Here is a 21,584-nt window from a genome sequence, read left to right as displayed (position 1 = left end):
TCACATGCGAATCAGTGCTCGTCCGCGAGCGAGCTCTCGACGTAGCTCGCGGTCAGGATCACGAACACGTATGCCTGCAGGGCGGCGACGATCAACTCGAAGAACGTCATGATGATCGCCATTGCCCAGGAGATGACGGACAGCGGCCGGAACAGCACGGTCTGGGCGTTCAGCAGGGCGACGCCGCCGAGCGTGAACACCAGCAGGAGCAGGTGACCGGCGAACATGTTGGCGAACAACCGGACCGCCAGGGTGACCGGCCGGGTCAGGAAGTTCTGCACGAACTCGATCGGCACCAGCAGAATGTGCATCGGCCACGGCACGCCCGGCAGGATCAGGGTGTGCTTGATGTACCCGAAGAAGCCGTGCTTGCGGATGCCCAGGTACAGGAACATCACGTAGGTGATGGCCGTCAGGAACATCGGGAACGAGATGTGCGAGTTCGGCGAGATCTGCAGGAACGGAATGATCCCGAAGAAGTTCATCACGATGATGAAGAGGAACAGCGTCGTCAGGTAGGGCGCGAAGCGCAGCCCTTTCTTCGCACCGATCACCTCGGTCGCAACCCCGTCGCGCACGAACCCGTACATCGACTCGGCCATCCACTGTGTCTTAGTAGGCACGAGCTTGGGCTTGCGATATGCCACGAGGAAGAACACGATGATGAGCGCCGCTGCCAACCAAGCCAGGATCGTCACCTTCGTGACGGCTTGGCCGAGCCCTGGAACGAGACCCTCGAAGTCGAAGTCCTTGACGCCAGGTGGGAAATCACTGGCCAGGATCGCCGGCTCTCCAGCCACCGAACCACCCTTCGCTAACTGCTGCCAAGTCGTTTGACGATCAGGTAGATCGCCGCGGCTGCGCCGACCAGCATGCCGACCACGAGGCCGATATGGGAGGGAATCCCGAGCCACCAGTCGACGAGGCCACCGATCACTGCCCAGACGGCGACGCCGCTGAGCAGGTGACCCGTGGCCATCCAGCCGGTCTCCATGCCCGCGGCTGCGCCTTCGGGCTTGGTGGCAGGCTGCTTGCTGGTCATGATGTGGATGACGGTATCAGCCGGTCAGCGGCGCACCGCATCGACCCCCGGTGATGGGACCAGGGGTTACTCAGCGGTTGGTGGTCGGCGTGACCGAGGGGTCGGAAGCCGGCTCCACGTATGGGATCTTGGCGTGCCACGTCCAGGCGGCCTGAGCCGCGGACCACGTTAGCGCAGCGGCGACGATCGCAAGGCCCATCGGCGCAAGCCCTAACCATCCCGTTGCACTCAGGCCGAGCAGGAACATCCCGAGAAACAGGAATTTCACCACATACACGGTCAGGCCAACCGGCAGGACGAGCCTCGGGTTGACCCGGTCGGCCCACGCGATGGCCAGACTGGACAGCACGTAGCTGACCGCCACCAGCCCGACGCCGGCCGCCACTCCGGCCACGCCGACCGGGCCGCGCAGCGGCGCGGCGACCACCGCACCGACGATCAGCAGACCCGCCATCGCCAGCAACGGCACCGGCAGATGACGCAGCCGGGGCAGTCGACTGCCACCCGGCCGGGAAGAACGTGCGGTGTTGCGGCCCGCCACCTCACTGCTCAGCACAATGCCGCCAGCGTACCCGCCCGCCCGGGCCGGCCCGGTGCGCCGGCCCACGCCTGCTCACCGACCGGTGAGCAGGCGGACCAGCTTGCGCAGCGGCAGTTCGATGTCGTCGGCGATCCGGTCGAAGAACCGGTCACCCAGGCCCCACGGGTCGTCGAGGTCGTCCTCCGGGCCGGGACCGGTGCCGCCGCGCGCCTTGTTCGCGGCGGCGACGAGCGCCACTCCCCGGGTCATGGTCTGCGCCGGGGTCGGCGCCGCCGGCGGCAGCTGGTGGGTGTCCACGTCGTGCAGCAGCCGGCCGAACTCGCAGACGGTGAACGTGCGGTCGGCGGCGTCCGGCCGCAACGCCGCCACGTAGCTCGCCTGCTCGCCGGTGGCGGTCAGGATCAGTTCGGACGCGTCGATGTGCTCGCCGTGCAGCTGCCGCGCGGTGAACCCGGACGGGTCGCCACCGCGCGCGGCGACCTGCCGGGCCGCCGGCGGGTTCATCTGCTCGCCGGCGTGCCAGCCACCGGTGCCGGCGCTGTGACTGTAGAGCAGGTCCGGCGGGGCCGGGTCGGTCGGGCCGAGCAGGTCGGCCAGCCGGGCGGTCAGCAGCCGCTCCGCCATCGGCGAGCGGCAGATGTTGCCCATACACACGTGCAGCACCGAGAACGGCGGCTGCCTCACCTCGGGATCGGCCACGTCATCCTCCTGTCCTCACACCGGCACTCCATCCTGCCCCGCACCGGGCCGCTACGAGGCGGACACCGAGTCGGTCAGATCGGGCAGCAGTTCACGCAGTTCGGCGGCCGGGACGGCGCCGGCCCGGACCAGCCGCGGCGGCGACGAGGCGAGATCGAGCACCGTGGAGGCGACCCCGCCGGTACTCGCGCCCGCCTCCAGGTAGGTGGCCACCGCGTCGCCCAGCTGGTCGCGGGCGTCGGCAGCGGTCGCCGCGGGGGCGACGCCGGTGCGGTTGGCGCTGGAGGTGGCGAGCGGGCCGGTGCGGCGCAGCAGCTCCAGGGCGATCTCGTCGGCCGGCATCCGCACCCCGACGGTACCGCCGGTGTCGCCGATGTCCCAGGTCAGCTCGGGCGCGTGCGGCACCACGACGGTCAACCCGCCCGGCCAGTACCGGTCCGCGAGCGCGTGCGCGACCGGGTGCGCGGCGGGCGCCAGCCTCGCCAGCTGCTCCGGCTCGCCGACCAGGACCGGCGGCGGCATGGTCCGGCCGCGCCCCTTCGCGGCGAGCAGCGCGCGCACCGCGGCCGGGTCGAACGCATCGGCGGAGATCCCGTACACCGTGTCGGTGGGCAGCACCACCAGCCCGCCGGCGCGGATGGTGGCGGCCGCGGCGGTCAGGCCGGCGGCGCGGCCCGCCTCGGTACGGCAGTCGTACAACGTCACGAGGGTGCAGTCTTCCACCCCGCCGGCGGGCGCCGAGCGGTGGAGTACCGGTCCCGGCCGGCGAGGTCGCGGTGGTCGGCGACCTCGGCGTACCCGGCGGCGACCAGCAGCCGCGGCACCGCCGTGCCGTGCGTGTCGTCGTGCTCGATGACCAGCGCGCCGCCGGGCCGCAGCAGCCGGGCCGCGGCCCGGACCAGCGGGCGGATCACCGCGAGGCCGTCGGCCCCGCCGTACAGCGCACGGTCCGGGTCGGCGCCGGCCACGTCGGGCGGCAGCGGAGTGCCGGTCGGCACGTACGGCGGGTTGGTCAGCACCAGGTCGACGGTGCCGGTCAGGTCGGGCAGCAGCGGGTCGGCGGTGACGTCCGCGTCGACCAGCCGTACCGCCGGGTCGCCGGCCGCCTGCCGGGACTCCGCGTTCCGGCGCAGGTAGCGCAGCGCGGCCGGATCGTGCTCGACCAGTACCACCCGGGCGGTGGGCAGTTCGTTCGCGACGGCCAGGCCGAGCGCGCCGGACCCGGCGCACAGGTCGACCACGAGCGGGTCGGGCCGGCTCAGCAGCGCGCGACCGGCGTCGACCAGCAGCTCGGTCTCGGGTCGCGGGACGAACACGCCGGGGCCGACCGCAAGCTCCAGGTGCCGGAACGCGGCGACCCCGGTCAGGTGTTGCAGCGGGGTGCCGGCGGCGCGGCGCGCCACCAGCGCGTCGATCTTGTCCCGATCGGTCCGGTCCACCCCGTCCAGCAGCACCAGCCGGCCCCGCGACACCCCCAGCACGTGCGCCGCGAGCAGCTCGGCGTCCACCCGCGGACTGGCCACGCCGGCGGCCGCGAGAAGTCGGGCAGCGCTGGCCAGAACGACCCTTGCTGGCGTACGGTCTGGCGTATCCGGAGCGCTACCGATCCGGTCTTCTCGTTGCACGCATCCATCATCCACGCCGGACCGCGCCGGGCCGTGCGGCAGGTCGGATGGACAGCCGGGGGAGGTCGCAGCGTGGCATGGCCGAGTGCCGGCTTGGCGGCGCGGGCCGACGACTATCGAGACGAGGTGCGCCGGCTCATCCGAGCCGGCCGATCCGACGAGGCGGAACGCCTCGTCGACCGCGTGCTCGGCGAGTCGCGTGACACCCGGACGTTGGCGTACGCGATCCTCGCCAAGATCGGCTGCCTGATCAACCTCGGCCGGTACAACGAGTGCCCGGCGGCGCTGGACCGGGCGTTCGAGCTGATCCGCGACTACCCCGAACCGAGCCACCTGGGCGAGCTGCACGCGCACGCCGCGTACGTGGCCTACCTGGGCGGTTCGCTGGATCGCTGCGTGACCCATCTGGTGCGCAGCTCCCGCTCGCTGGGCCTGGTGAGCCGACCGGTACCGGAGGCGGCGGACGCCTGGATCGACCTCGCCACCACGTACTCGCTGATCGGGTTCCACGGGCACGCCCTCGGCGCGGTCGACCGGGGCCGGCGGATGGCGGCGGCCGCCGGGCTGCCCGGCGCCGAGTACGTGATCCCGGAGGTACGGGTGCGGCTCGCGGTGTCGCTGGACCACCGCGGCGACGCGGAGGGCTGCATCCGGATCCTGCGCGACGTGCTCGGCCAGCTACCCGGCGCGCCGCAGCAGGCGCAGGCCCAGCTGCCCGAGATGGACCGGCCCTACGTCGGTTACGCGCTCGCGCGGCTCACCGCGTTCGGCGAACCCGCGCCGATGCCGGCGTACCCGTGGCTCGGCGAGCCGCGCAGCCACGACCCGCTGGTGGGTGACCTGCGCGCGCTCGGCGCGGTCTGCCTGGACATCGCCGACGGCCGGCCGGAACAGGCGGTGACCCGGCTGGAGCGGATCAGCGTGGACGCCCGCACCCTCGGCGCCTCGGAGCCGCCGCGACTGCGCGCCCTCGCGTACGCGGCGGCCGGCGACCACGCCGCCGCGCACCAGGCCGACCGGGAGGCGTTCCGGCTCACCGCGCAGGCCATCGACCGGCTGCGCGACCTGTTCATCGACGGGGTCGAAGCCCGGCTGGACCACGACGATCTGCGGGCCACCGTCGCCCGCTACGCCGACGAGGCGCTCACCGACCCGCTCACCGGCCTGCCGAACCGGCGGCACCTGGAGCAGCACGTCGCCGCGATGGCCGACCGCAGCGAGCGCGGCGTGATCGGGGTGCTCGACCTCGACTCGTTCAAGGCGGTCAACACCGTGCACGGCCACCTCACCGGCGACGCGGTACTGCAACGTGCCGCCGGGCTGCTCGCCCGGGTGATGCGCCGCGGCGACTTCGTCGCCCGCTACGGCGGGGACGAGTTCGTGGTGGTGTTGCCCGGCGCGCAGCTGCCCGAGGCGTACGAGGTGGGCAACCGGGTGATCGGCACGTTCGGCACCGAGGACTGGGACGCCCTGGTGCCCGGCACCCCGATCACCGTCAGCATCGGCTGGGCCGAGCTCGACCTGCGCTCCGGCGTCCAGAACGGCTTCGAACTGGCCGACCGCGCCATGTACGCCGCCAAGCACGCCGCCCGCGCCTCGTGACCCCGGCCCCCTCAAGTTGATCAAGGGATGCCGACGTCGATCGTTGATCAAGGGATGCCGACGTCGATCAAGGGAATCGGGCACATCGCGGCAGGACCCGATGACCGGATCCCTTGATCAACGTTCGGATCCCTTGATCAACGTTCGCGGCCGGGGCGGGCGGGGGCGCCCCTAACGTCGGAGTTCGGTTCCTGTCAGGCGGGCGGCGCGGTCGGCTTCGGCGAGGGCGTCGAGGACTGCGTCCAGGTCGCCGTCGAGTACCTGGTCGAGGTTGTAGGCGGTGAAGCCGATGCGGTGGTCGGTGATCCGGCTCTGCGGGAAGTTGTAGGTGCGGATCCGCTCCGACCGGTCTACGGTACGCACCTGCGAGCGCCGGGCGTCGGATGCGGCGGCGTCGGCCTCCTCCTGCGCGGCGGCGAGCAGCCGGGCCCGCAGGATGCGCAGCGCCTGCTCCTTGTTCTGCAGCTGCGACTTCTCGTTCTGGCAGGACACCACGATGCCGGTCGGCAGGTGCGTGATGCGCACCGCGGAGTCGGTGGTGTTGACCGACTGGCCACCCGGCCCGGACGAGCGGTACACGTCGATGCGCAGGTCGTTCGGGTCGATCGTGACGTCGACGTCCTCGGCCTCGGGCAGTACCAGCACGCCGGCCGCCGAGGTGTGGATGCGGCCCTGCGACTCGGTCACCGGTACCCGCTGGACCCGGTGCACGCCGCCCTCGAACTTCAGCCGCGCCCAGACACCGATGCCGCCCTCGGGGATGCCCTTGGTCTTGATCGCGACCGACAGGTCCTTGTAACCGCCCAGGTCGGTCTCCTCGGCGTCGATGACCTCGGCGACCCAGCCGTGCCGCTCCGCATACCGCAGGTACATCCGGAGCAGGTCGCCGGCGAACAGCGCCGACTCGTCGCCGCCCTCCCCCGCCTTGATCTCCAGGATGACGTCCTTGCCGTCGTTGGGGTCGCGCGGCGCGAGCAGCTCGGCCAGCCGCTCCTCCAGCTTGGGGATCACCGTGGTCAGCGCGTCGACCTCGGGCGCGAACGACGCGTCCTCGGTGGCGAGCTCGGTGGCCGCGGACAGGTCGGCACGGGCGGTGTCCAGCTCGCCGGCGGTGCGCACGATCGGGCCCAGCTCGGCGTAGCGGCGGCCCACCCGGCGCGCCTCGTTGGCGTCGGCGTGCAACGCGGGATCGGCCAGCCGCTGCTCCAGCTGCTGGTACTCGTCGCGCAGCTCACCGAGCCGGTCACCACCGGGCGTGTCCATCGCCATCGCTCCCCTTCACCGTCACGCGGACCGGGGCCGGGTCGACCGACCCCGTGGACAGACGAAACGGCGCCCACCGCCCGATCCGTCACGGATCGGGCGGCGAGCGCCGTCGTGGTCGCTACTTGCCGGCCTTGGCCTGCGCGGCGCGGGCCTTGGCGTACTTCTGCTGGAACTTGGCGACCCGGCCGCCGGTGTCCAGAATGCGCTGCTTGCCGGTGTAGAACGGGTGGCAGGCGTTGCACGTCTCGACGTGAATCGAGCCGCCCGACGCGGTGCTGCGCGTGGTGAACGAGTTGCCGCAGGAACAGGTCACCTCGGTTGCCTGGTACTGCGGGTGAATGCCACTCTTCATGGGGGTCCTCTCCAGGTAGGTCGCCGGGTCGCCAGGCGCCTGTCGCCACGGCGTGAACCGGAACCTCAAACGGGCCGTCGTACCAGTGTGGCACGTGCTCCCACAACCACACCGCCTGGGTAACGCCCCCACCCCGCCACTTATGCCCGCCCGTACCGGACACTTCCTGGACGGCGCCACGATGCCGGACCGCCGCCCGGTGACGCCGAGGCGTCACGACCGCCAGTCGCGGCCCGAGCCCGCCGGCCGACCGTCAGGTAGCGGCTCCGCGGCACCGCCGGATGCCCGCTCCGCTTCGACCATCCGACCGAGCAGGACGAGCCGAACCACCCGTTCCACCACGGTCAGGACGATCAGCGCGAGACCGAACGACACCAGCGCGGCCACCCCGGCCGCGACGGCAGCCCACGCCGGCCGCACCGCGTCGACCAGCAGGTGTCCCTGGCCGGCAGGGCCGAGCAGGACGCGGACCGCGGCCCCCGGTACGAGCAGCACGGCGATCCGGGCCGCGACCGCGAACCCGAGCCGCCGCGCCGCGACCAGCCAGGTCACCAGCCCCAGCGCGGCCGCCCCGAGCGCCGTCAGGCTCAGCGGATCGATCCCGATCGGCGCGATCCAGAACCACTCGAACGGCAGCGGCCGGCGGGCGAGCTGCACGAGTCCGGGGGTGACAGCCACGGCGACCCCGAGGGCGACGCCGAGGAGGCGGTGCGGCGGCACGGGGGAAGGCCGGATCGCCACGGCGACAGTGGCGGTGGCGCCGAACACGACGAGGTACCAGCCGGAGATCGACAGCCGTTCGGCGATCCCCTCATCGAGCAGCATGCCCGCTGCACCGGCGACAGTCAGCGCGCCCGCCACGGCGGTGGCCGGCGCTCGCCGGCCGCCGAGCGACAGCGCTACGACCGCGAGCCAGGCCAGGGAGCCGGCAGCGGACGTCAGCAGCGTGGACCGCCAGCCAAGCGGGCCGCCCACCGCCGTTGCAGCCAGCCCGAGCACCGGCACCGCACGAGCCGCGAGCAGCAGGCAGACCAGCTTCGCGGCGAGCGGCGCGGCGCGGCGCCAGGCGTCGCCGGCGAGCCAGCGGCGGGCGGTGCGTAGCCGGACGGTGGCGGCGCCGAGCAGGAGGTCGGCAATGGTGGCGACCGATGGGCGGTCGCGGCCCGGTGCGGTGTCGGCGAGCAGGACGGTGACCATCTCGTCCTCGTACTCGCGGCGGTGGGCGGGCGGGTAGAGGGCGAGCAGCCGGCGGTAGCGCCGCTCCAGCGGGGTCATGCGGTGCCACCCGCGAACCGGCCGAGGCGGCGGGCGGCGGCGGTGGCGTGCCGGCGCATCCGGGCCGCGTCCGCGGCGAGGCGGCGGGCGCCCTCGGCGGTGATCCGGTAGTACCGGCGCAACCGGGTCTGCACGACCTCCTCGCGGTCGACCTCGATCAGGCCGTCGGCGCGCAGCCGGTCGAGCGCCGCGTACAGGGTGCCGGCGCGCAGCCGGACCGAGCCGGCGGAGATGTGGTCGACCTCCTCGATCACCGCGTAGCCGTGCCGGGGCTCGTCGGCCAGCGCGGTCAGGATCAGGAACGTCGGTTCGCGCAGCGGCGGCTCGCTCATGCTGGCACTATATACCGGTAGGCGATATATATCGGGTGCCGGACGCGCCGGAGGGCCGGAGTGGTGGCTCCGGCCCTCCGGCGTGTTGCGGTCAGGCGACGGTGATGGTCACCGTGTCGCGGACGCCGTTGACATCCACGGTGAGCGTGGCCGTACCGCGGCGCAGCCCGGTCAGCGTGCCGGACACCGGGTCGTACGCGACGACGTCGCTCCCGCCGCGCCGGTCACCGAACCGGACACCGCGGGAGGCGGACCAGTCGGCGCTGACCGGGTACGCCACCGGCACGGTGTTGTCCTGCTGGGTCAGCGACGCCGAGGCGGTCCCGGTCTTGCCCACCGCGAGGTGGTCCGGCGCGGTGAGCGTGACGGTGTCGGTCTGCGGCCGGATCCGGGCGGCGAGCCAGTCGGACGGCCCGGCGCCGTACGGGTCGGCCCGCCGCTGCGCCTGCTCGTGCGCGGAGACCGGGTTCACCCCGAACTCGGTCCAGCCGATGAACCCGCCCTGGTCCGCCGGCGCCGCCGGGTTCTTGCCCGAGTTGCCGTTGATCAGGTAGGGCACGCCGTCGACGTGGGAGGCGTGGAACACGCCGACGTGGCCGCCGACGAAGCCGACGCCCTTGCCGGTACGGCGGCCGAAGTCGGCCAGCCAGGACTCGACCAGCGCCGCCTCCTTGCGGTCGGACAGCTGGCTGCCCTGCTGCGGCAGCGGGTCCCGCGGGGGTACGTGCTCGACCAGCACCACCGACGACACGGAGCGGTCGGTGGCCGCCGCATCCAACTGCTGGCGCAGCAGCTCGATCTGGTCGAACCCACCGGTACGGATGCCCAGGCTGGAGGTGTCCAGGGTGATGAACCGGGTGCCCGTGTGGTCGAACACCTGCTGCGCCGGGCCGAACTCGGCGGTGAAGTCGGCGATCTTGCCGCCCATCACCTCGTGGTTGCCCGGTACGTAGTACCAGGGCACGGCGTCGCCGAGCTCCTCGGTGAGCACCTGGTGGGCGAACGCCAGATCCGCCGGCGAACCCTCGTCGACCAGGTCACCGTCGATGATCAGGAAGTCCGGCTTGGCCGCCTTGATCTCGCGCAGCGTGCGGCGGGCCGAGGCGACGATCGCCGAATCCGGGTCGCGGGCGACGAACTGCGCGTCGGACATCACCGCGAACCGCCAGTGCCGGCCGGCGAGCGTACCGTCCTGGATCACCACGGGGTCGCGCACAGTCGGCGGGGCCGAGGTGTCCACCGCCGGCGGTACCTTCGCCACCAGGTCGTCGAGCATCAGCGACCCCTGGTACTGGGTGTCCGCGCGGGTCTCGGCGACGTAGAACCGGCTCAGCGTCAACGGATACGCCACTCCGGCGGGTACCCCGATCTCGATGTACTTCCAGCCGGTCCAGGTCATGTAGTCACCGCGCAGCAGCTGGTGGGTGCCCTGCGCGTCGATGAAGTCCAGCGTCGGCCACTCGCCGTGCCCGTTGCCGTACAGCCACATCCCGAACGCCTGCGGCTGGCCCGGCACGGTGATCGGCGCCGGCGGCTTCGCGTAGGCGGCGCGGGTGCCGGTCGACTGGGTGAAGTCGTACGACATCGACAGCGCGGTGCCGGTGTGCCCGTCCGCGGCAGCCGACAGCGAACCGGTGGCGCGGGCGGCGCTGAAGCTCCACTGCGCCGCGTCGTCGAAGTTCGCGACCGGCTCGTCGGTCAGCCCAACCGTCACCGGCACCTGGGTGGTGAACCGTCCGACGTGGACGGTCACCAGGGCGGCCCCGGAGTCCTTCTTCGCCTTGACGGTGAAGTTGCCGTCCGCGTCGGTACCGATGGACAGCAGCGAGTGGTCGTAGTCGAGGGTGGCGTCGGCCGGCTCGATCGGCGCGGTGTAGCCGGACGCGTCGTACCCGACGACGCCGAAGTCACCGGTCGCCGAGCCGTCGGCGAGCCCGACCCGGCCGGTGTCCGCGCCGATCCGGGTCAGCGATCCCAGCACGTGCAGCTTCACCTTTCCGCGGGCGGCGCCGCGATGGGCGGTCACCGTGACGGTGCCGGAGTGGCGGGCGTGGAACACGCCGGCGCGGTCGACGCTGCCGACCGTACCGGGTGCGGCGAGCCAGGCGGGCGTCCCGGCGGCCGGACCGTACGTCTCGTCGTAGCCGGCGGCGGACAGCCGGCGGGTCAGGCCGGGGAACACCCGGTCGGGGTGGCCGCCGGGCTGCGGGTCGACGGTCGGCGCGTTCTCCGGATCCGCCTTCGTGCTGACCCAGAACCCGGTCAGCTTCCCGGATCCGGCTGGCGCGGTGATCGCGAGACCGTTGGCGACCGGGCGCTCGGAGCCGTCCGACGGGCTGTTCTCCAGGGCGAGCTCAGAGCTGCCGACCTTGCGGGCGAACAGCGTCGAGGAGCCGCCGCCGTCGATGTTGATCGCGTTGTAGGCGCCCAGCTCCTGCATCATCTTCGCCAGCTCGGCGACGTAGATGCCGGCGCTGTTGGTCTGCTTGCCGTCCACGGTCAGCAGGTACATCTTCGAGCCGTCCCGGTTGAACCCGACCGCGCCGCGCGCCGCGTACTGGTCGTCCGGCGGCGACTGCACCGCACCATCCTTGATCAGGATCTGGTTGCCGCCGATCGCCGTGCGCAGCGTCGAGCCGTCGCTGGTGCGCGGCGAGTACGAGACCGAGACCGGGTCACCGACCTTGAGCGCCCGCAACGAGTCCGCCCCGGCCTCCCGGCCGACCAGCACGTAGTCGCCCTTCGCGATCTCGCCCGCGCCGGGCGCGGTGGCCGCGGTCGCGACGTGTCCATCGTGGACGGTCACCTCCGCGGTGTCGGCGGAGGCCTGCACCGGCCGGGTGCGCGACATCGCACCCCAGGCGCTGGTGTACTCCCCGATCCCGTCCTTGCCGATCCGGGTTCCGTTGTACTGCGCCAGCTGCACCGTGCCGGACGGCAGCGTCAGGGTGCCGTCGAAGTACACCTGGAGGATGCGGCCGGCGCCGCTCGCGTCGATGCCGACGGCGTTGTGCCAGTCGTCGTTGGGCGACTTGACCAGCGTGCCGCCGGAGATGCCGACGCCCTCCGGCGCACCGGTGTCGTTGATGTCGAAGAAGTCGCCGTTGATCGCGGCGACCGCGCGCGGCTGCACCTTCACCTGCTCGCGGATCGTCTGGTCGCTCGCGACCGGGTCGGCCGACAGGTAGTCGACGCCGTTGCCGCCGGACAGGTCCACCGACAGCGACTGCGCCCGCAGCCACCCCTCCGACTCGTACCGGTCGAACGAGGCGAGCGTGACGCCCGGCGCGACCGGCCGGGTGGTGCGGTTGATCTCGACCGAGTTCGGCACCGTGTCGACGGCCGCGACGGTGCGGACCGGCGGTGCCGAACGGGCCGGCTGGGTCAGGCCGGGCGCGGTGAGACCGAGCGCGACGGTCGACGCCACCGCGAGCGCGGCGATCCCGCGCCGCCGCCGCGATGGCCTGGCCACGGGTGTCCCGGGGACGGACACGATGACTCCTCCAGGTGACTGTCGGCACCTCGTCCGCCGACGAAGTGCCCAGTCAATCGCACCCGGATGACTTTCTACAAGACCACACCATGACGCGGAGGAAAACTCCAACCGGGCCGGGCCCGCCGGAGTCGGCCATCCGGGGCGTACCGCCGGTCAGGACAGCTCGACGACCACCTTGACGTCGCCGGGCTGCCGGGTGAGCGCGTCCGGCCAGGAGGCGATCGGCACCCGCCGGGTGATCAGCCGCTCCAGCCAGCGCACGTCCGCGTTCTCCAGCGCCGTCGCCGCCTGCTCGTAGTGCGTCCGGTTCGCGTTCACCGAGCCGACGATCGCGTCGTTGCCCATCACCATCCGCGCGTTCAGCTCGTCCGCGCCGACCTGGATGTCCCGGGTACCCGACGAGATGCCGGTCAGGCAGATCACCGCGTTCGGCGCGGTCATCTCGCTGATCGCGAACACCAGCGCCCCGACACCGGTCGCCTCGACGACCGCGTCCGGCGCGAGCTTGAGGTCGGCCAGCTCCCCCGAGTGGTACGTGGCGCCCAGATCGGCCACCAGCTGCGGTTTCGGCCCGTCCGAGACCCGGTCGTACACGTGCGTGTCGTAGCCGCGCTGCACCGCGAGCAGCGCCGCCAGCAGCCCGATCGGCCCGGCGCCGGTGATCAGCGCGACCGGGTTCGGCAGGGCGGGAACCCGGGCCCGGACCAGGTCGATCTGCTCCCAGGCCTTCGCGACCACGGTGGTCGGCTCGAGCAGCACCCCGGTGCTCGCGAGACTGTCGGCCACCCGTACCGCGAACTTCGCCGGCACCCGCCACTGCTGCGCGCCGTAGCCGTCGGCGCCCTTGATGCCGCGCTCGACGTAGTTGCCGGTCCGGCAGTAGTCCCACAGCCCGGCCCGGCAGCAGTCGCAGTCGTCGGGCCGGCGCACGATGCCCACCACCAGATCACCGGCGTGCAGCCCGGAATCGTCCGGCGCCGACACCACCCGGCCCAGCGACTCGTGCCCGATCACCAGATCCGAGCGGCCGGCCGGCGGTGCCCCGTGCGCGCCGGCGACCACCTCGTGGTCGGTACCGCAGATCCCCACCGCCAGGCCCTGCACGAGCACGTCGCCCTCGGCGGGCGCGGGTTGCTCGCGCTCGGTTGCGGCGGCGCTGTCCGGCTGTCCCGGCACCACGGTCATCGCTAGCACGCTCTACCTGCTTCCCGACGCACTGCTGTGTACGGACCGTTCCACGGTACGGCGGACCGAACAGCATCGCAGGTCGCTCGTCCACACCGGACGGTCTGCGTGCGCAGGCGTTCAGTCCTCGCCGACGGCCGCGCCGCGGCGCCCGCCGCCGCGGGTGGCGCCGATGCTCGCCACGATCACGCAGCCGATCGCCACCCACTGCCGTACCCGCAGCAGCTCGCCCAGCGCGATCAGCCCGACCAGCGCGGCCACCGCCGGCTCCAGGCTCATCAGGATGCTGAACACCCGCGGCGGCATCCGCCGCAGCGCCTCCAGCTCCAGCGCGTACGGCAGGGCCGAGGACAGCAGGCCGACCCCGGCGCCGAACGCGAGCAGCTTCGGATCCAGGAACGCCGCACCGCCCTGCGCCACCCCCAGCGGCGCGGCGGCCACCGCACCCACCGACATCGCCACCGCGAGCCCGCCGGTACCGGGGAATCGTCGTCCGGTCTGCGCCGACAGGCCGATGTAGCCGGCCCAGGCCGCCGCGGCCAGCAGCGCGAATCCGATGCCGAGCGCGTCGACGCCACCGCCGCCCTCCGCGAGCAGCACGACGCCGCCGCCGGCGAGCGCCACCCAGGCGAGGTCGCGCACCCGGCGCGAGCCGACCACCGCCACCACCAGCGGGCCGAGAAACTCCACGGTGACCGCCACGCCCATCGGGATGCGCGCCATCGACTGGTAGATGGCGGAGTTCATCACCGCGATGGTCAACCCGAACACGGCCACCATGGCCAGATCGGCGCGGCTGTGGCCGCGCAGGCTGGGCCGGGCCACGCAGACCAGCACCACGGCCGCCGCGAGCAGCCGGACCGCGACCACCGCGCTCGGCGGGAACACCCCGAACAGGTTCTTCGCCAGGGCCGCGCCCACCTGGATGGACACGATGCCGAGCAGGATGAGCATCGTCGGCGGCACCGCGCCGACGGCCGAGCGCGCCAGGCGGGCCGGCAGCGCAGCCCCGCCCGGGCCCGGCGACCCGGTGCTGACGAGCAGACTCATGGCCTCCAGCCTGCCGGATCGCGCCCCGCCTGGCGGCCCGGGAGGCGGCGACGTGGCGGACCACACCCGCGCCGACCACATGCTGGGACGGCGGAACGCACCGCGGCCCGCCACCGGTACCGGTGGCGGGCCGCGGTGGGGCCGGTCCGGGGCTACTCCCCCGGCGTCGACTTCTGGATCTGCATCAGGAACTCGACGTTGGTCTTCGTCTTCTTCATCTGGTCGAGCAGCAGGTCGATCGCCTGCTGCGGGTCGAGCGCGTGCAGCACCCGGCGCAGCTTGTGCACGATCGCCAGCTCGTCCGGCGCCAGCAGGATCTCCTCGCGCCGGGTGCTCGAGGCGTTCACGTCGACCGCGGGGAAGATCCGCTTGTCGGCGATCTTGCGATCGAGCTTGAGCTCCGAGTTACCGGTGCCCTTGAACTCCTCGAAGATGACCGTGTCCATCACCGAGCCGGTCTCGACCAGCGCGGTGGCGATGATGGTCAGCGAGCCGCCGTTCTCGATGTTGCGGGCCGCGCCCAGGAACCGCTTCGGTGGGTACAGCGCGGTCGAGTCCAGACCGCCGGACATGATGCGCCCGGACGCCGGCGCGGCCAGGTTGTACGACCGGCCGAGGCGGGTGATCGAGTCGAGCAGCACGACCACGTCGTGGCCCAGCTCCACCATCCGCTTCGCCCGCTCGATGGACAGCTCGGCGACCGTGGTGTGGTCCGACGGCGGGCGGTCGAACGTGGCCGCGATGACCTCGCCCTTCACCGACCGCTGCATGTCGGTGACCTCTTCCGGCCGCTCGTCCACCAGCACCACCATCAGCAGCGCTTCCGGGTTGTTGGTGGTGATGCCGTTCGCGATCGCCTGCAGCACCATCGTCTTGCCGGCCTTCGGCGGGCTCATGATGAGCGCCCGCTGGCCCTTACCGATCGGGGTGATCAGGTCGATGATGCGGGTGGTGAAGATGTTCGGCTCGGTCTCCAGTCGCAACCGCTCCTGCGGGTACAGCGGGGTGAGCTTGTAGAACTCCGGGCGCCGCTTCGACTCCTCGGGGTCCATCCCGTTGATCGTGTCCAGCCGAACGAGCGGGTTGTACTTGTCGCGGCGCTGCTCGCCCTCCCGGGGCTGGCGCACCGCGCCGGTGACCGCGTCGCCGCGGCGCAGACCGTACTTCCGGATCTGCGAGTTGGAGACGTAGACGTCGTTCGCGCCGGCCAGGTAGCCGCTGGTGCGGATGAACGCGTAGTTGTCCAGCACGTCGACGATGCCGGCGACCGGCAGCAGCACGTCGTCCTCGGACAGCTGCGGCTCGTTCTCGCCGGTGCGCTCGCGGCCGCTGCCGCCGCGCCGGCGGTCCCGGAACCGGCGGCCCCGGCGCCGGCCGCTGCCGTCACCGTCGTCGTCGTGCCGGCCGCCCCGGTCGTTGCCGCCCCGGTCGCTGCCGCCGCGGTCGTTGCCGCCCCGGTCGTTCTGGTGTCGGTCACCGCGCGGCCGGTCGTTGCTCCGGTCGCTCCGGTTGCCGCCGTCGCGGCCGGACTGCTCGCCGCGGTTGCCGTCGCGACCGCCCTGCTCGGCGCGGTTGCCGTCGCCCCGGCCGCCCTCGCCGCGACCGGACTGCTCGCCACGGCCGGACTGCTCGCCGCGGGACTGGTCGGCGCGCTCCGCCGCCGCGCGCTCGGGCTGGGCGGACTCGCTCGACTCGCCGCGCGCCTTGGTGTCTCGCTCACCGCGGGACTCGGTCGCACCGGCGGACCGGGTGGTCCGCTGCCGGGTGCGGCCACCGGTGCCGGTGGACGCCGAGGCAGTGGTACCTGGCAGTGCCTGCTGGTCGGCCATGGCCACCTCCGGCTGGGTCGCGCCGGTCGTCCGCTCCGCCTGGCGCGGCACCCGGCTCTCGGCGGCGGCCGCGCCACCGCCCTGCTTCTCCTGGATGGCGGCGATCAGCTCGCCCTTGCGCATCCGGCCAGTACCCGATATGCCGAGCGACGAAGCCAGGGTCTGCAGTTCCGACAGGAGCATGGCCGACAGGCCGGTGCCGGAGCGCCGACGCCGAGTGGTGCCGGTGCCGGTCGAAGGCTGACCGGCGTCCGCACTCGCCTCGGCGGAACCCGACTTCAGGTCGGTGGTGTCGCTCAATGGATTCCTTCCCTCGTTCTGACCGGGCCTCGGCGGTGGTGCTGTCGTCTCACACCGAGCCTCGGGTGCACCTTCGTCGCTCGCGTCGAAGGTTGGTACTGCCCTGGCTGCCGAACCGGCTCCGCTGTGCTGCGGGACCGGACCTGCCGCCATGATGAACCGCGGGTGCGACACCTCCCAGCTCGCAGCCCCGGCCCGCGACCGGCCCTGCGGGTACGTGCTACCCACCGAGGGCCGCTGGCTTTGGGGAGGAACCGGACCATCGGGAGTCTGTCTCTCGGGAAGCCCGCCCGGTGGGATCGGCCTCGCGACGGTCGACTGTTCAGATGCATTGATCTGCACAGATGCACTGCCGACAAAGAACGTGTCCTTGGGGAGCACTTGCCCGGGGAGATCGCGACGGGCGGCTGTACCACCGTTGAGCGTAGTCGTCGGTGCCTACCTGGGGCAACAACATCCGGGTGGGATGTGTTCCCGTGTGTCGCGCGCCGCGCCTGGCTGGCCGCGACGACGCCACCGCAGCGGACACCGCCGACGGTCACGTGGACGCGACGCGCGGCTCGAAACGCCGGCCCCCCGACCACGGGACCACTCAGCTGCAAACTCTAGCGCCTGCCGCATCCACCGCCAGCGGCAGTGTCACAAATCCCGCACCGGCCTCCGCCAGTACCTCGCCAACACGCCGTTGACCTGCAGTAACGTCGCCGCTCAGGAGAGCGAGGACGGTCGGCCCGGCGCCGGAGAGCACGGCCGGCACGCCCGCCGTACGCAAGGAGTCGACCAGGGCCAGGCTGGCCGGCATCGCCGGCTCGCGGTAGCGCTGGTGCAGCCGGTCCTCGGTCGCCGCCAGCAGCAGCTCCGGCGCCACGGTCAGCGCATGGACCAGCAGCGCCGCCCGGCCGGCGGTGGCGGCCGCGTCGGCGTGCGGTACCTGCGCCGGCAGCAGCGCCCGGGCCTGCGCCGTGCGGCCCTGCACCGCCGGCACCAGGGCCACCGGCTGCAGGCCGGCGACCGGCTCCAGCCGTACCGCGCGGGCGCCGTCGACGGGGTCGGTCCAGGCGATGGTGGCCCCGCCGTACAGGCAGGGGGCAACGTTGTCCGGATGGCCCTCGGCGGCCGCCGCCCAGCGCAGCGCTGTCGCGGTCGGCAGGTCGGTACCGGTCAGGGCGGCGGCGAGGAGGACGCCGGCGACGATCGCGGCGGACGAGGAGCCGAGCCCGCGCGCGTGCGGGATCCGGTTGGTACAGCGCAGCTCCAGCCCCGGCGGCCGGCCGCCGAGCCGGTCGAACGTGGCCAGCGCGGTCGCCGCGACCAGGTGGCTGCCGTCGGTCGGCACCGCGCCGGCACCCTCGCCGGTGGCGGTGACCCGGACGCCGTCGTCGCTGATACGCGCCGCGACCTCGTCGTAGCGGGCGAGCGACAGGCCGAGCGCATCGAAGCCGGGACCGAGGTTGGCGCTGGTGGCCGGCACCCGGACCCGGACCCAGCCGTCACCGGCCACCGGCTCCGGCGCCGGCCCGTGCTCGCCGGGCGGCCGCTGATCAGGCAACTGCTGGTCAGGCACCTGCTGGCCGGGCTGATGCGCATCGGACATGACGTCATCTCACCATCGCGCACTCGCAGCGGTGCCGACGGGCCAGGCGTGTCCCACGGCCGTACCAACCGGACGGCGGGTCCGGGCGGTCAACCGGACTTCCGATGACATTTCCCCGACCTGCCTTGTGACCGGCGCCTCGTCTGGTGCACTCTGCCTCGGGCGGACCGACTTATCCCCCGTGTCTGCCGTTCCATCGACCTCAGAACAAGGGGTGCAGATGTCAACACCATCCCGATCAGCCGCTGGCCGGCGGCGCCGGCTGCTGCCCGTCCTCGCCGGCCTCAGCGGTGCGCTGCTGCTCGCCGCCGCGGCGCCCGCGCAGTCGGCACCCGCCGGCCACGCCGCGCCGGGCGGCGCGGCCGCCTCGGCCGACGCGCTGCCGCTGGCCAACTACGACGCCCGGACCGACGACCCCGGCGCGCGCCGCACCCTGACCGCGCGTGACGCCCGTACCGCGGCGAAGCCGGCCGCCGGGGTGACCGCGCTGCGCCACCAGCTCGGTACCGAGGGGATCGTCGACATCGACCCGCTCACCGGTACCGCCCGGGAGGTGGCGAACACCGACGGGTACCTGACCGGTACCTCGTGGGCGAAGGCCACCGACGTCGCGCTGGGCTACGTGCGCGCCCACCGCGACGTGTTCGGCCTGTCGGACGCGGCGGTGGCCAACCTGACCCTGCGCCGCGACTACGTGGACATCACCGGCACCCACCACCTCTCGTACACCCAGAACGTGGCCGGGGTGCCGGTATTCGGCAACGGGCTGCAGGCCAACGTGTCGCGCACCGGCCGGTTGATCAACGTGCTCGGCTCGCCGGTCGCCTCGCTGCCGGCCACGGTCGGTACGGCGAGCCTGTCGGCCGCCGCGGCCCGCCGCGCCGCGGTGCGCAACACCGGCCGCACCGCGACGAAGCGGCCGGCCAAGATCGCCGGCGGCGAGACCACCTTCAGCGGCGGGGACACCGCCCGCCAGGTGGTGTTCGAGACGGTGCACGGCCCGCGGCTCGCCTGGCAGACCGTCACCACGCCGGCCAAGGGCCAGATGTACCTGCACGTGCTCGACGCCCGCACCGGCCGGGTGCTGTACCGCCAGGACCTGGTCGACAACGAGTCGGCCCGCGCCACCGTCTGGGACAACTACCCGGGCGCGCCGCGCGGCGGGACGGCGCGCAACCGCAGCCTGACCGCGCCCGGCTGGCTGTCGCCCGGCGCCAGCACGCTGAACGGCACCAACGCGCACGTCTACTCCGATCTCAACGACAACGACCAGCCGGACGCCGGCGAGGAGGTGCCGGCCAACGCGAACGGCTCGTTCGCCTTCGGCTTCACCAACTTCGACGCGCAGAACCCCGGCAAGGGCTGCTCGGCGGCGTACGCGTGCTCGTGGGATCCGAACACGCCGAACTCGTGGCAGGCCAACCGGAAGCAGAACGCCGCGCAGGTGTTCTACTTCCTCGGCAAGTACCACGACCACCTGGCGGCGCGGCCGATCGGGTTCACCCGCGCGGCCGGCAACTTCGATGCCCGCGACGGCGACGCGGTCCAGGCCGAACCGGACGACGGCGCCAACACCGCCGACGGGCTGCCGGACCCCAACCACGTCGACAACGCGAACATGGCCACCCCGCCCGACGGCCAGTCGCCGCGGATGCAGATGTACCTGTGGAACGACCCGGCCGACCAGACCGACGGGTTCATCCCGTCCAACGGCGGCGACGAGGCGGACGTGGTGTACCACGAGTACACCCACGGGCTGTCCAACCGGCTGGTGGTGGATGCGAACGGGCTGTCCACGCTGGGCAACGTGCAGGCCGGTTCGATGGGCGAGGCGTGGAGCGACTTCTACGCCTACGACTTCCTCGTCGACGACCACTACTTCGTCGACCACCCGGGCCGCTCGGGCGACCTGAACATCGGCATCTACGTCGGGCACGGGCAGACGATCCGGACCCAGCCGCTGGACTGCGCGGTCGGCGCCCCGGCGACGGTGTGCCCGGGCACGAAGGCCGCCGGGCCGGGCGGCTACACGTACGGCGACTTCGGCAAGATCTCCTCGCGCGGCGTGGAAGTGCACGCCGACGGCGAGATCTGGGCCGAGACGCTGTGGGACCTGCGGTCGAAGCTGGGCAGCCGGCTCGCCGAGTCGCTGGTGACCCGGGCGATGGAGCTGTCCGCGAACAACCCGTCGTTCCTGGACGAGCGCAACGCCATCCTGATGGCCGACACCGTGGTCAACCACGGCAAGGCGCACAAGGCGATCTGGCAGGTGTTCGCACACCGCGGGATGGGCTACTTCGCCGGCTCCCTGTCGGGCGACGACACGCAGCCGGTGGAGGACTACTCGATGCCACCGGCCAAGGGCACCCCGACCGGTACCGTCTCCGGCACCGTCACCGACGCGCACGGCGGCGCGGTGACCGGGGCGACGGTCGCGTTCGGCGGGCACGCCTCCGGCTACCTCGGCGACTTCGCCGGCGTGACCGACGCGGACGGGCACTACTCGATCGGCGGGATCCCGGCCGGTACGTACCCGAAGGTGTTCGCCAGCGGACCCGGGTACGAGCAGTCGGCCGAACGGTCGATCTCGGTGTCGTCCAACGGCACCACCGCCGACTGGTCGCTCACCCGCGACTGGGCGGCGGTGTCCGGCGGCGCCAGCATCGCCGACTTCAACGGCCCCGACTTCACCCCCGACTGCGGCCCGGACGGGCTGTACGACGCGACGCAGGGGCACGGTTGGGGTTCCGACGTGGTCGGCGGCACCGACGGTGTCGGGATCGACCCGCGGCACGTCACGGTGGCGCTGCCCACCGCGGTGGACATCTCCGAGCTACGCATCGACCCGTCCGCGACCTGCGGGGACGACCAGTCGGCGTCGGCCGGCGACTACCAGGTGGAGACGTCGACCGACGGCAAGACCTGGACGGTGGCGGCCCAGGGCCACTTCGGCCCGGACGCGTTCCGGAAGTACACGACGGTGTCGCTGACCGCGGGCGCGACCGGGGTGAAGTACCTGCGCTACACGATCCTCGGCTCGCAGGTGACCGACTACGGCATCAGTTGCGCGAAGCAGCCGGTCTCCGGTTGCTTCTACGTCGACAGCACCGAGGTGCTGGTGCACGGCGCGCCGAGCTGACCCGCCGCTTCGCCGCGTAACGGGGCGCGACCCGACCGGGGTCGCGCCCCGTTGCGTGTGGCCCGACCGGCGGCTGCCCGCCGCGGGAGCGGGAGCCGGCGCGACCGTCCGGCCCAGCCGACGGATGCCTGGTCACCGTGGTGCCGGGCGCACCGCGCCAGGCAGCCTAGGTAGCTGGACCAATTCTGTTCCGGCCGGGCGGCCCGGGCGGGATCGACGTACCGTCCCCGCGCGTCCGGTTGTCACCGTGGTGTTAG

17 protein-coding genes are annotated in these 21,584 nt (G+C 72.7%); 2 read left to right on the top strand and 15 right to left on the bottom strand.

Translation table 11 applies throughout. From position 1 onward, the window contains the following. Positions 1–11: 11 nt before the first annotated feature. The 6 genes from atpB to prmC all read right to left on the bottom strand — a co-directional run bounded on the left by atpB (position 12) and on the right by prmC (position 3,889). Positions 12–800 carry a F0F1 ATP synthase subunit A gene (atpB, locus tag Asera_RS19475; protein ID WP_030448061.1) on the bottom strand — a complete coding sequence of 263 codons (789 nt, stop codon included), beginning with the start codon at positions 798–800 and terminating at the stop codon, positions 12–14. Positions 801–814: 14 nt separating this feature from the next. After that, the gene (locus tag Asera_RS19470; RefSeq protein WP_030448060.1) at positions 815–1,042 is read right to left on the bottom strand and encodes an AtpZ/AtpI family protein; all 228 of its coding nucleotides are present in this window, start codon (positions 1,040–1,042) and stop codon (positions 815–817) included. A gap of 70 nt (positions 1,043–1,112) precedes the next feature. After that, positions 1,113–1,598 carry a hypothetical protein gene (locus Asera_RS19465; RefSeq protein ID WP_244843947.1) on the bottom strand — a complete coding sequence of 162 codons (486 nt, stop codon included), beginning with the start codon at positions 1,596–1,598 and terminating at the stop codon, positions 1,113–1,115. A gap of 57 nt (positions 1,599–1,655) precedes the next feature. Then, positions 1,656–2,282 carry an arsenate reductase/protein-tyrosine-phosphatase family protein gene (locus Asera_RS19460; RefSeq protein WP_280529738.1) on the bottom strand — a complete coding sequence of 209 codons (627 nt, stop codon included), beginning with the start codon at positions 2,280–2,282 and terminating at the stop codon, positions 1,656–1,658. Between the two features lie 51 nt (positions 2,283–2,333). After that, on the bottom strand, positions 2,334–2,987 hold the full coding sequence (locus Asera_RS19455; protein WP_030448057.1) for an L-threonylcarbamoyladenylate synthase: 654 nt from the start codon (positions 2,985–2,987) through the stop codon (positions 2,334–2,336). Beyond that, positions 2,984–3,889 (bottom strand): peptide chain release factor N(5)-glutamine methyltransferase, encoded by a 906-nt coding sequence (gene prmC, locus Asera_RS33210; RefSeq protein WP_051802672.1) that lies wholly within the window; start codon positions 3,887–3,889, stop codon positions 2,984–2,986. The genes Asera_RS19455 and prmC overlap by 4 nt, the downstream gene beginning before the upstream one ends. Positions 3,890–3,979: 90 nt before the next feature. Between prmC and Asera_RS19445 the strand changes: the two genes are divergently transcribed. Then, positions 3,980–5,509 (top strand): GGDEF domain-containing protein, encoded by a 1,530-nt coding sequence (locus Asera_RS19445; protein ID WP_244843945.1) that lies wholly within the window; start codon positions 3,980–3,982, stop codon positions 5,507–5,509. 171 nt (positions 5,510–5,680) lie between these two features. Here the strand turns inward: Asera_RS19445 and prfA are convergent, their stop codons facing one another. The 9 genes from prfA to thrB form a co-directional block, all read right to left on the bottom strand. Next, complete coding sequence (gene prfA, locus Asera_RS19440) at positions 5,681–6,772, bottom strand: peptide chain release factor 1 (protein WP_030448054.1); 1,092 nt, start codon at positions 6,770–6,772, stop codon at positions 5,681–5,683. Positions 6,773–6,893: 121 nt separating this feature from the next. After that, positions 6,894–7,127: a 50S ribosomal protein L31 gene (gene rpmE / locus Asera_RS19435; protein ID WP_030448053.1), complete on the bottom strand. Its 234-nt coding sequence runs from the start codon at positions 7,125–7,127 to the stop codon at positions 6,894–6,896. Positions 7,128–7,340: 213 nt separating this feature from the next. Then, entirely contained in the window at positions 7,341–8,402 is a 1,062-nt protein-coding gene (locus tag Asera_RS19430; protein WP_030448052.1) for a hypothetical protein, read from the bottom strand. Then, positions 8,399–8,734: a PadR family transcriptional regulator gene (locus tag Asera_RS19425; RefSeq protein WP_030448051.1), complete on the bottom strand. Its 336-nt coding sequence runs from the start codon at positions 8,732–8,734 to the stop codon at positions 8,399–8,401. Before Asera_RS19425 ends, Asera_RS19430 begins: the two co-directional genes overlap by 4 nt. Before the next feature lie 91 nt (positions 8,735–8,825). Continuing rightward, the gene (locus tag Asera_RS19420) at positions 8,826–12,227 is read right to left on the bottom strand and encodes a phosphodiester glycosidase family protein (protein WP_244843943.1); all 3,402 of its coding nucleotides are present in this window, start codon (positions 12,225–12,227) and stop codon (positions 8,826–8,828) included. Between the two features lie 156 nt (positions 12,228–12,383). Beyond that, positions 12,384–13,424: a glucose 1-dehydrogenase gene (locus Asera_RS19415; protein WP_030448049.1), complete on the bottom strand. Its 1,041-nt coding sequence runs from the start codon at positions 13,422–13,424 to the stop codon at positions 12,384–12,386. Positions 13,425–13,535: 111 nt separating this feature from the next. Next, positions 13,536–14,465 (bottom strand): EamA family transporter, encoded by a 930-nt coding sequence (locus Asera_RS19410; protein ID WP_051802662.1) that lies wholly within the window; start codon positions 14,463–14,465, stop codon positions 13,536–13,538. Between the two features lie 152 nt (positions 14,466–14,617). Further along, positions 14,618–16,594, bottom strand: a complete 1,977-nt coding sequence (gene rho, locus Asera_RS19405; RefSeq protein ID WP_030448047.1) for a transcription termination factor Rho — start codon at positions 16,592–16,594, stop codon at positions 14,618–14,620. Positions 16,595–17,186: 592 nt separating this feature from the next. Then, a complete protein-coding gene (gene thrB / locus Asera_RS19400) occupies positions 17,187–18,188 on the bottom strand; it encodes a homoserine kinase (protein WP_084132250.1) in 1,002 nt (333 codons plus the stop codon). A 220-nt stretch (positions 18,189–18,408) separates the two neighbouring features. Here thrB and Asera_RS19395 point away from each other — a divergent pair, with 220 nt between their 5' ends. Continuing rightward, on the top strand, positions 18,409–21,327 hold the full coding sequence (locus Asera_RS19395) for a M36 family metallopeptidase (RefSeq protein WP_051802671.1): 2,919 nt from the start codon (positions 18,409–18,411) through the stop codon (positions 21,325–21,327). Positions 21,328–21,584 lie beyond the last annotated feature (257 nt).

The organism is Actinocatenispora sera, assembly GCF_018324685.1.
Classification (GTDB): Bacteria; Actinomycetota; Actinomycetes; order Mycobacteriales; family Micromonosporaceae; genus Actinocatenispora; species Actinocatenispora sera.
Note: the sequence above shows the minus strand (reverse complement) of the source record. Positions and strands in the feature narration are given on the sequence as shown.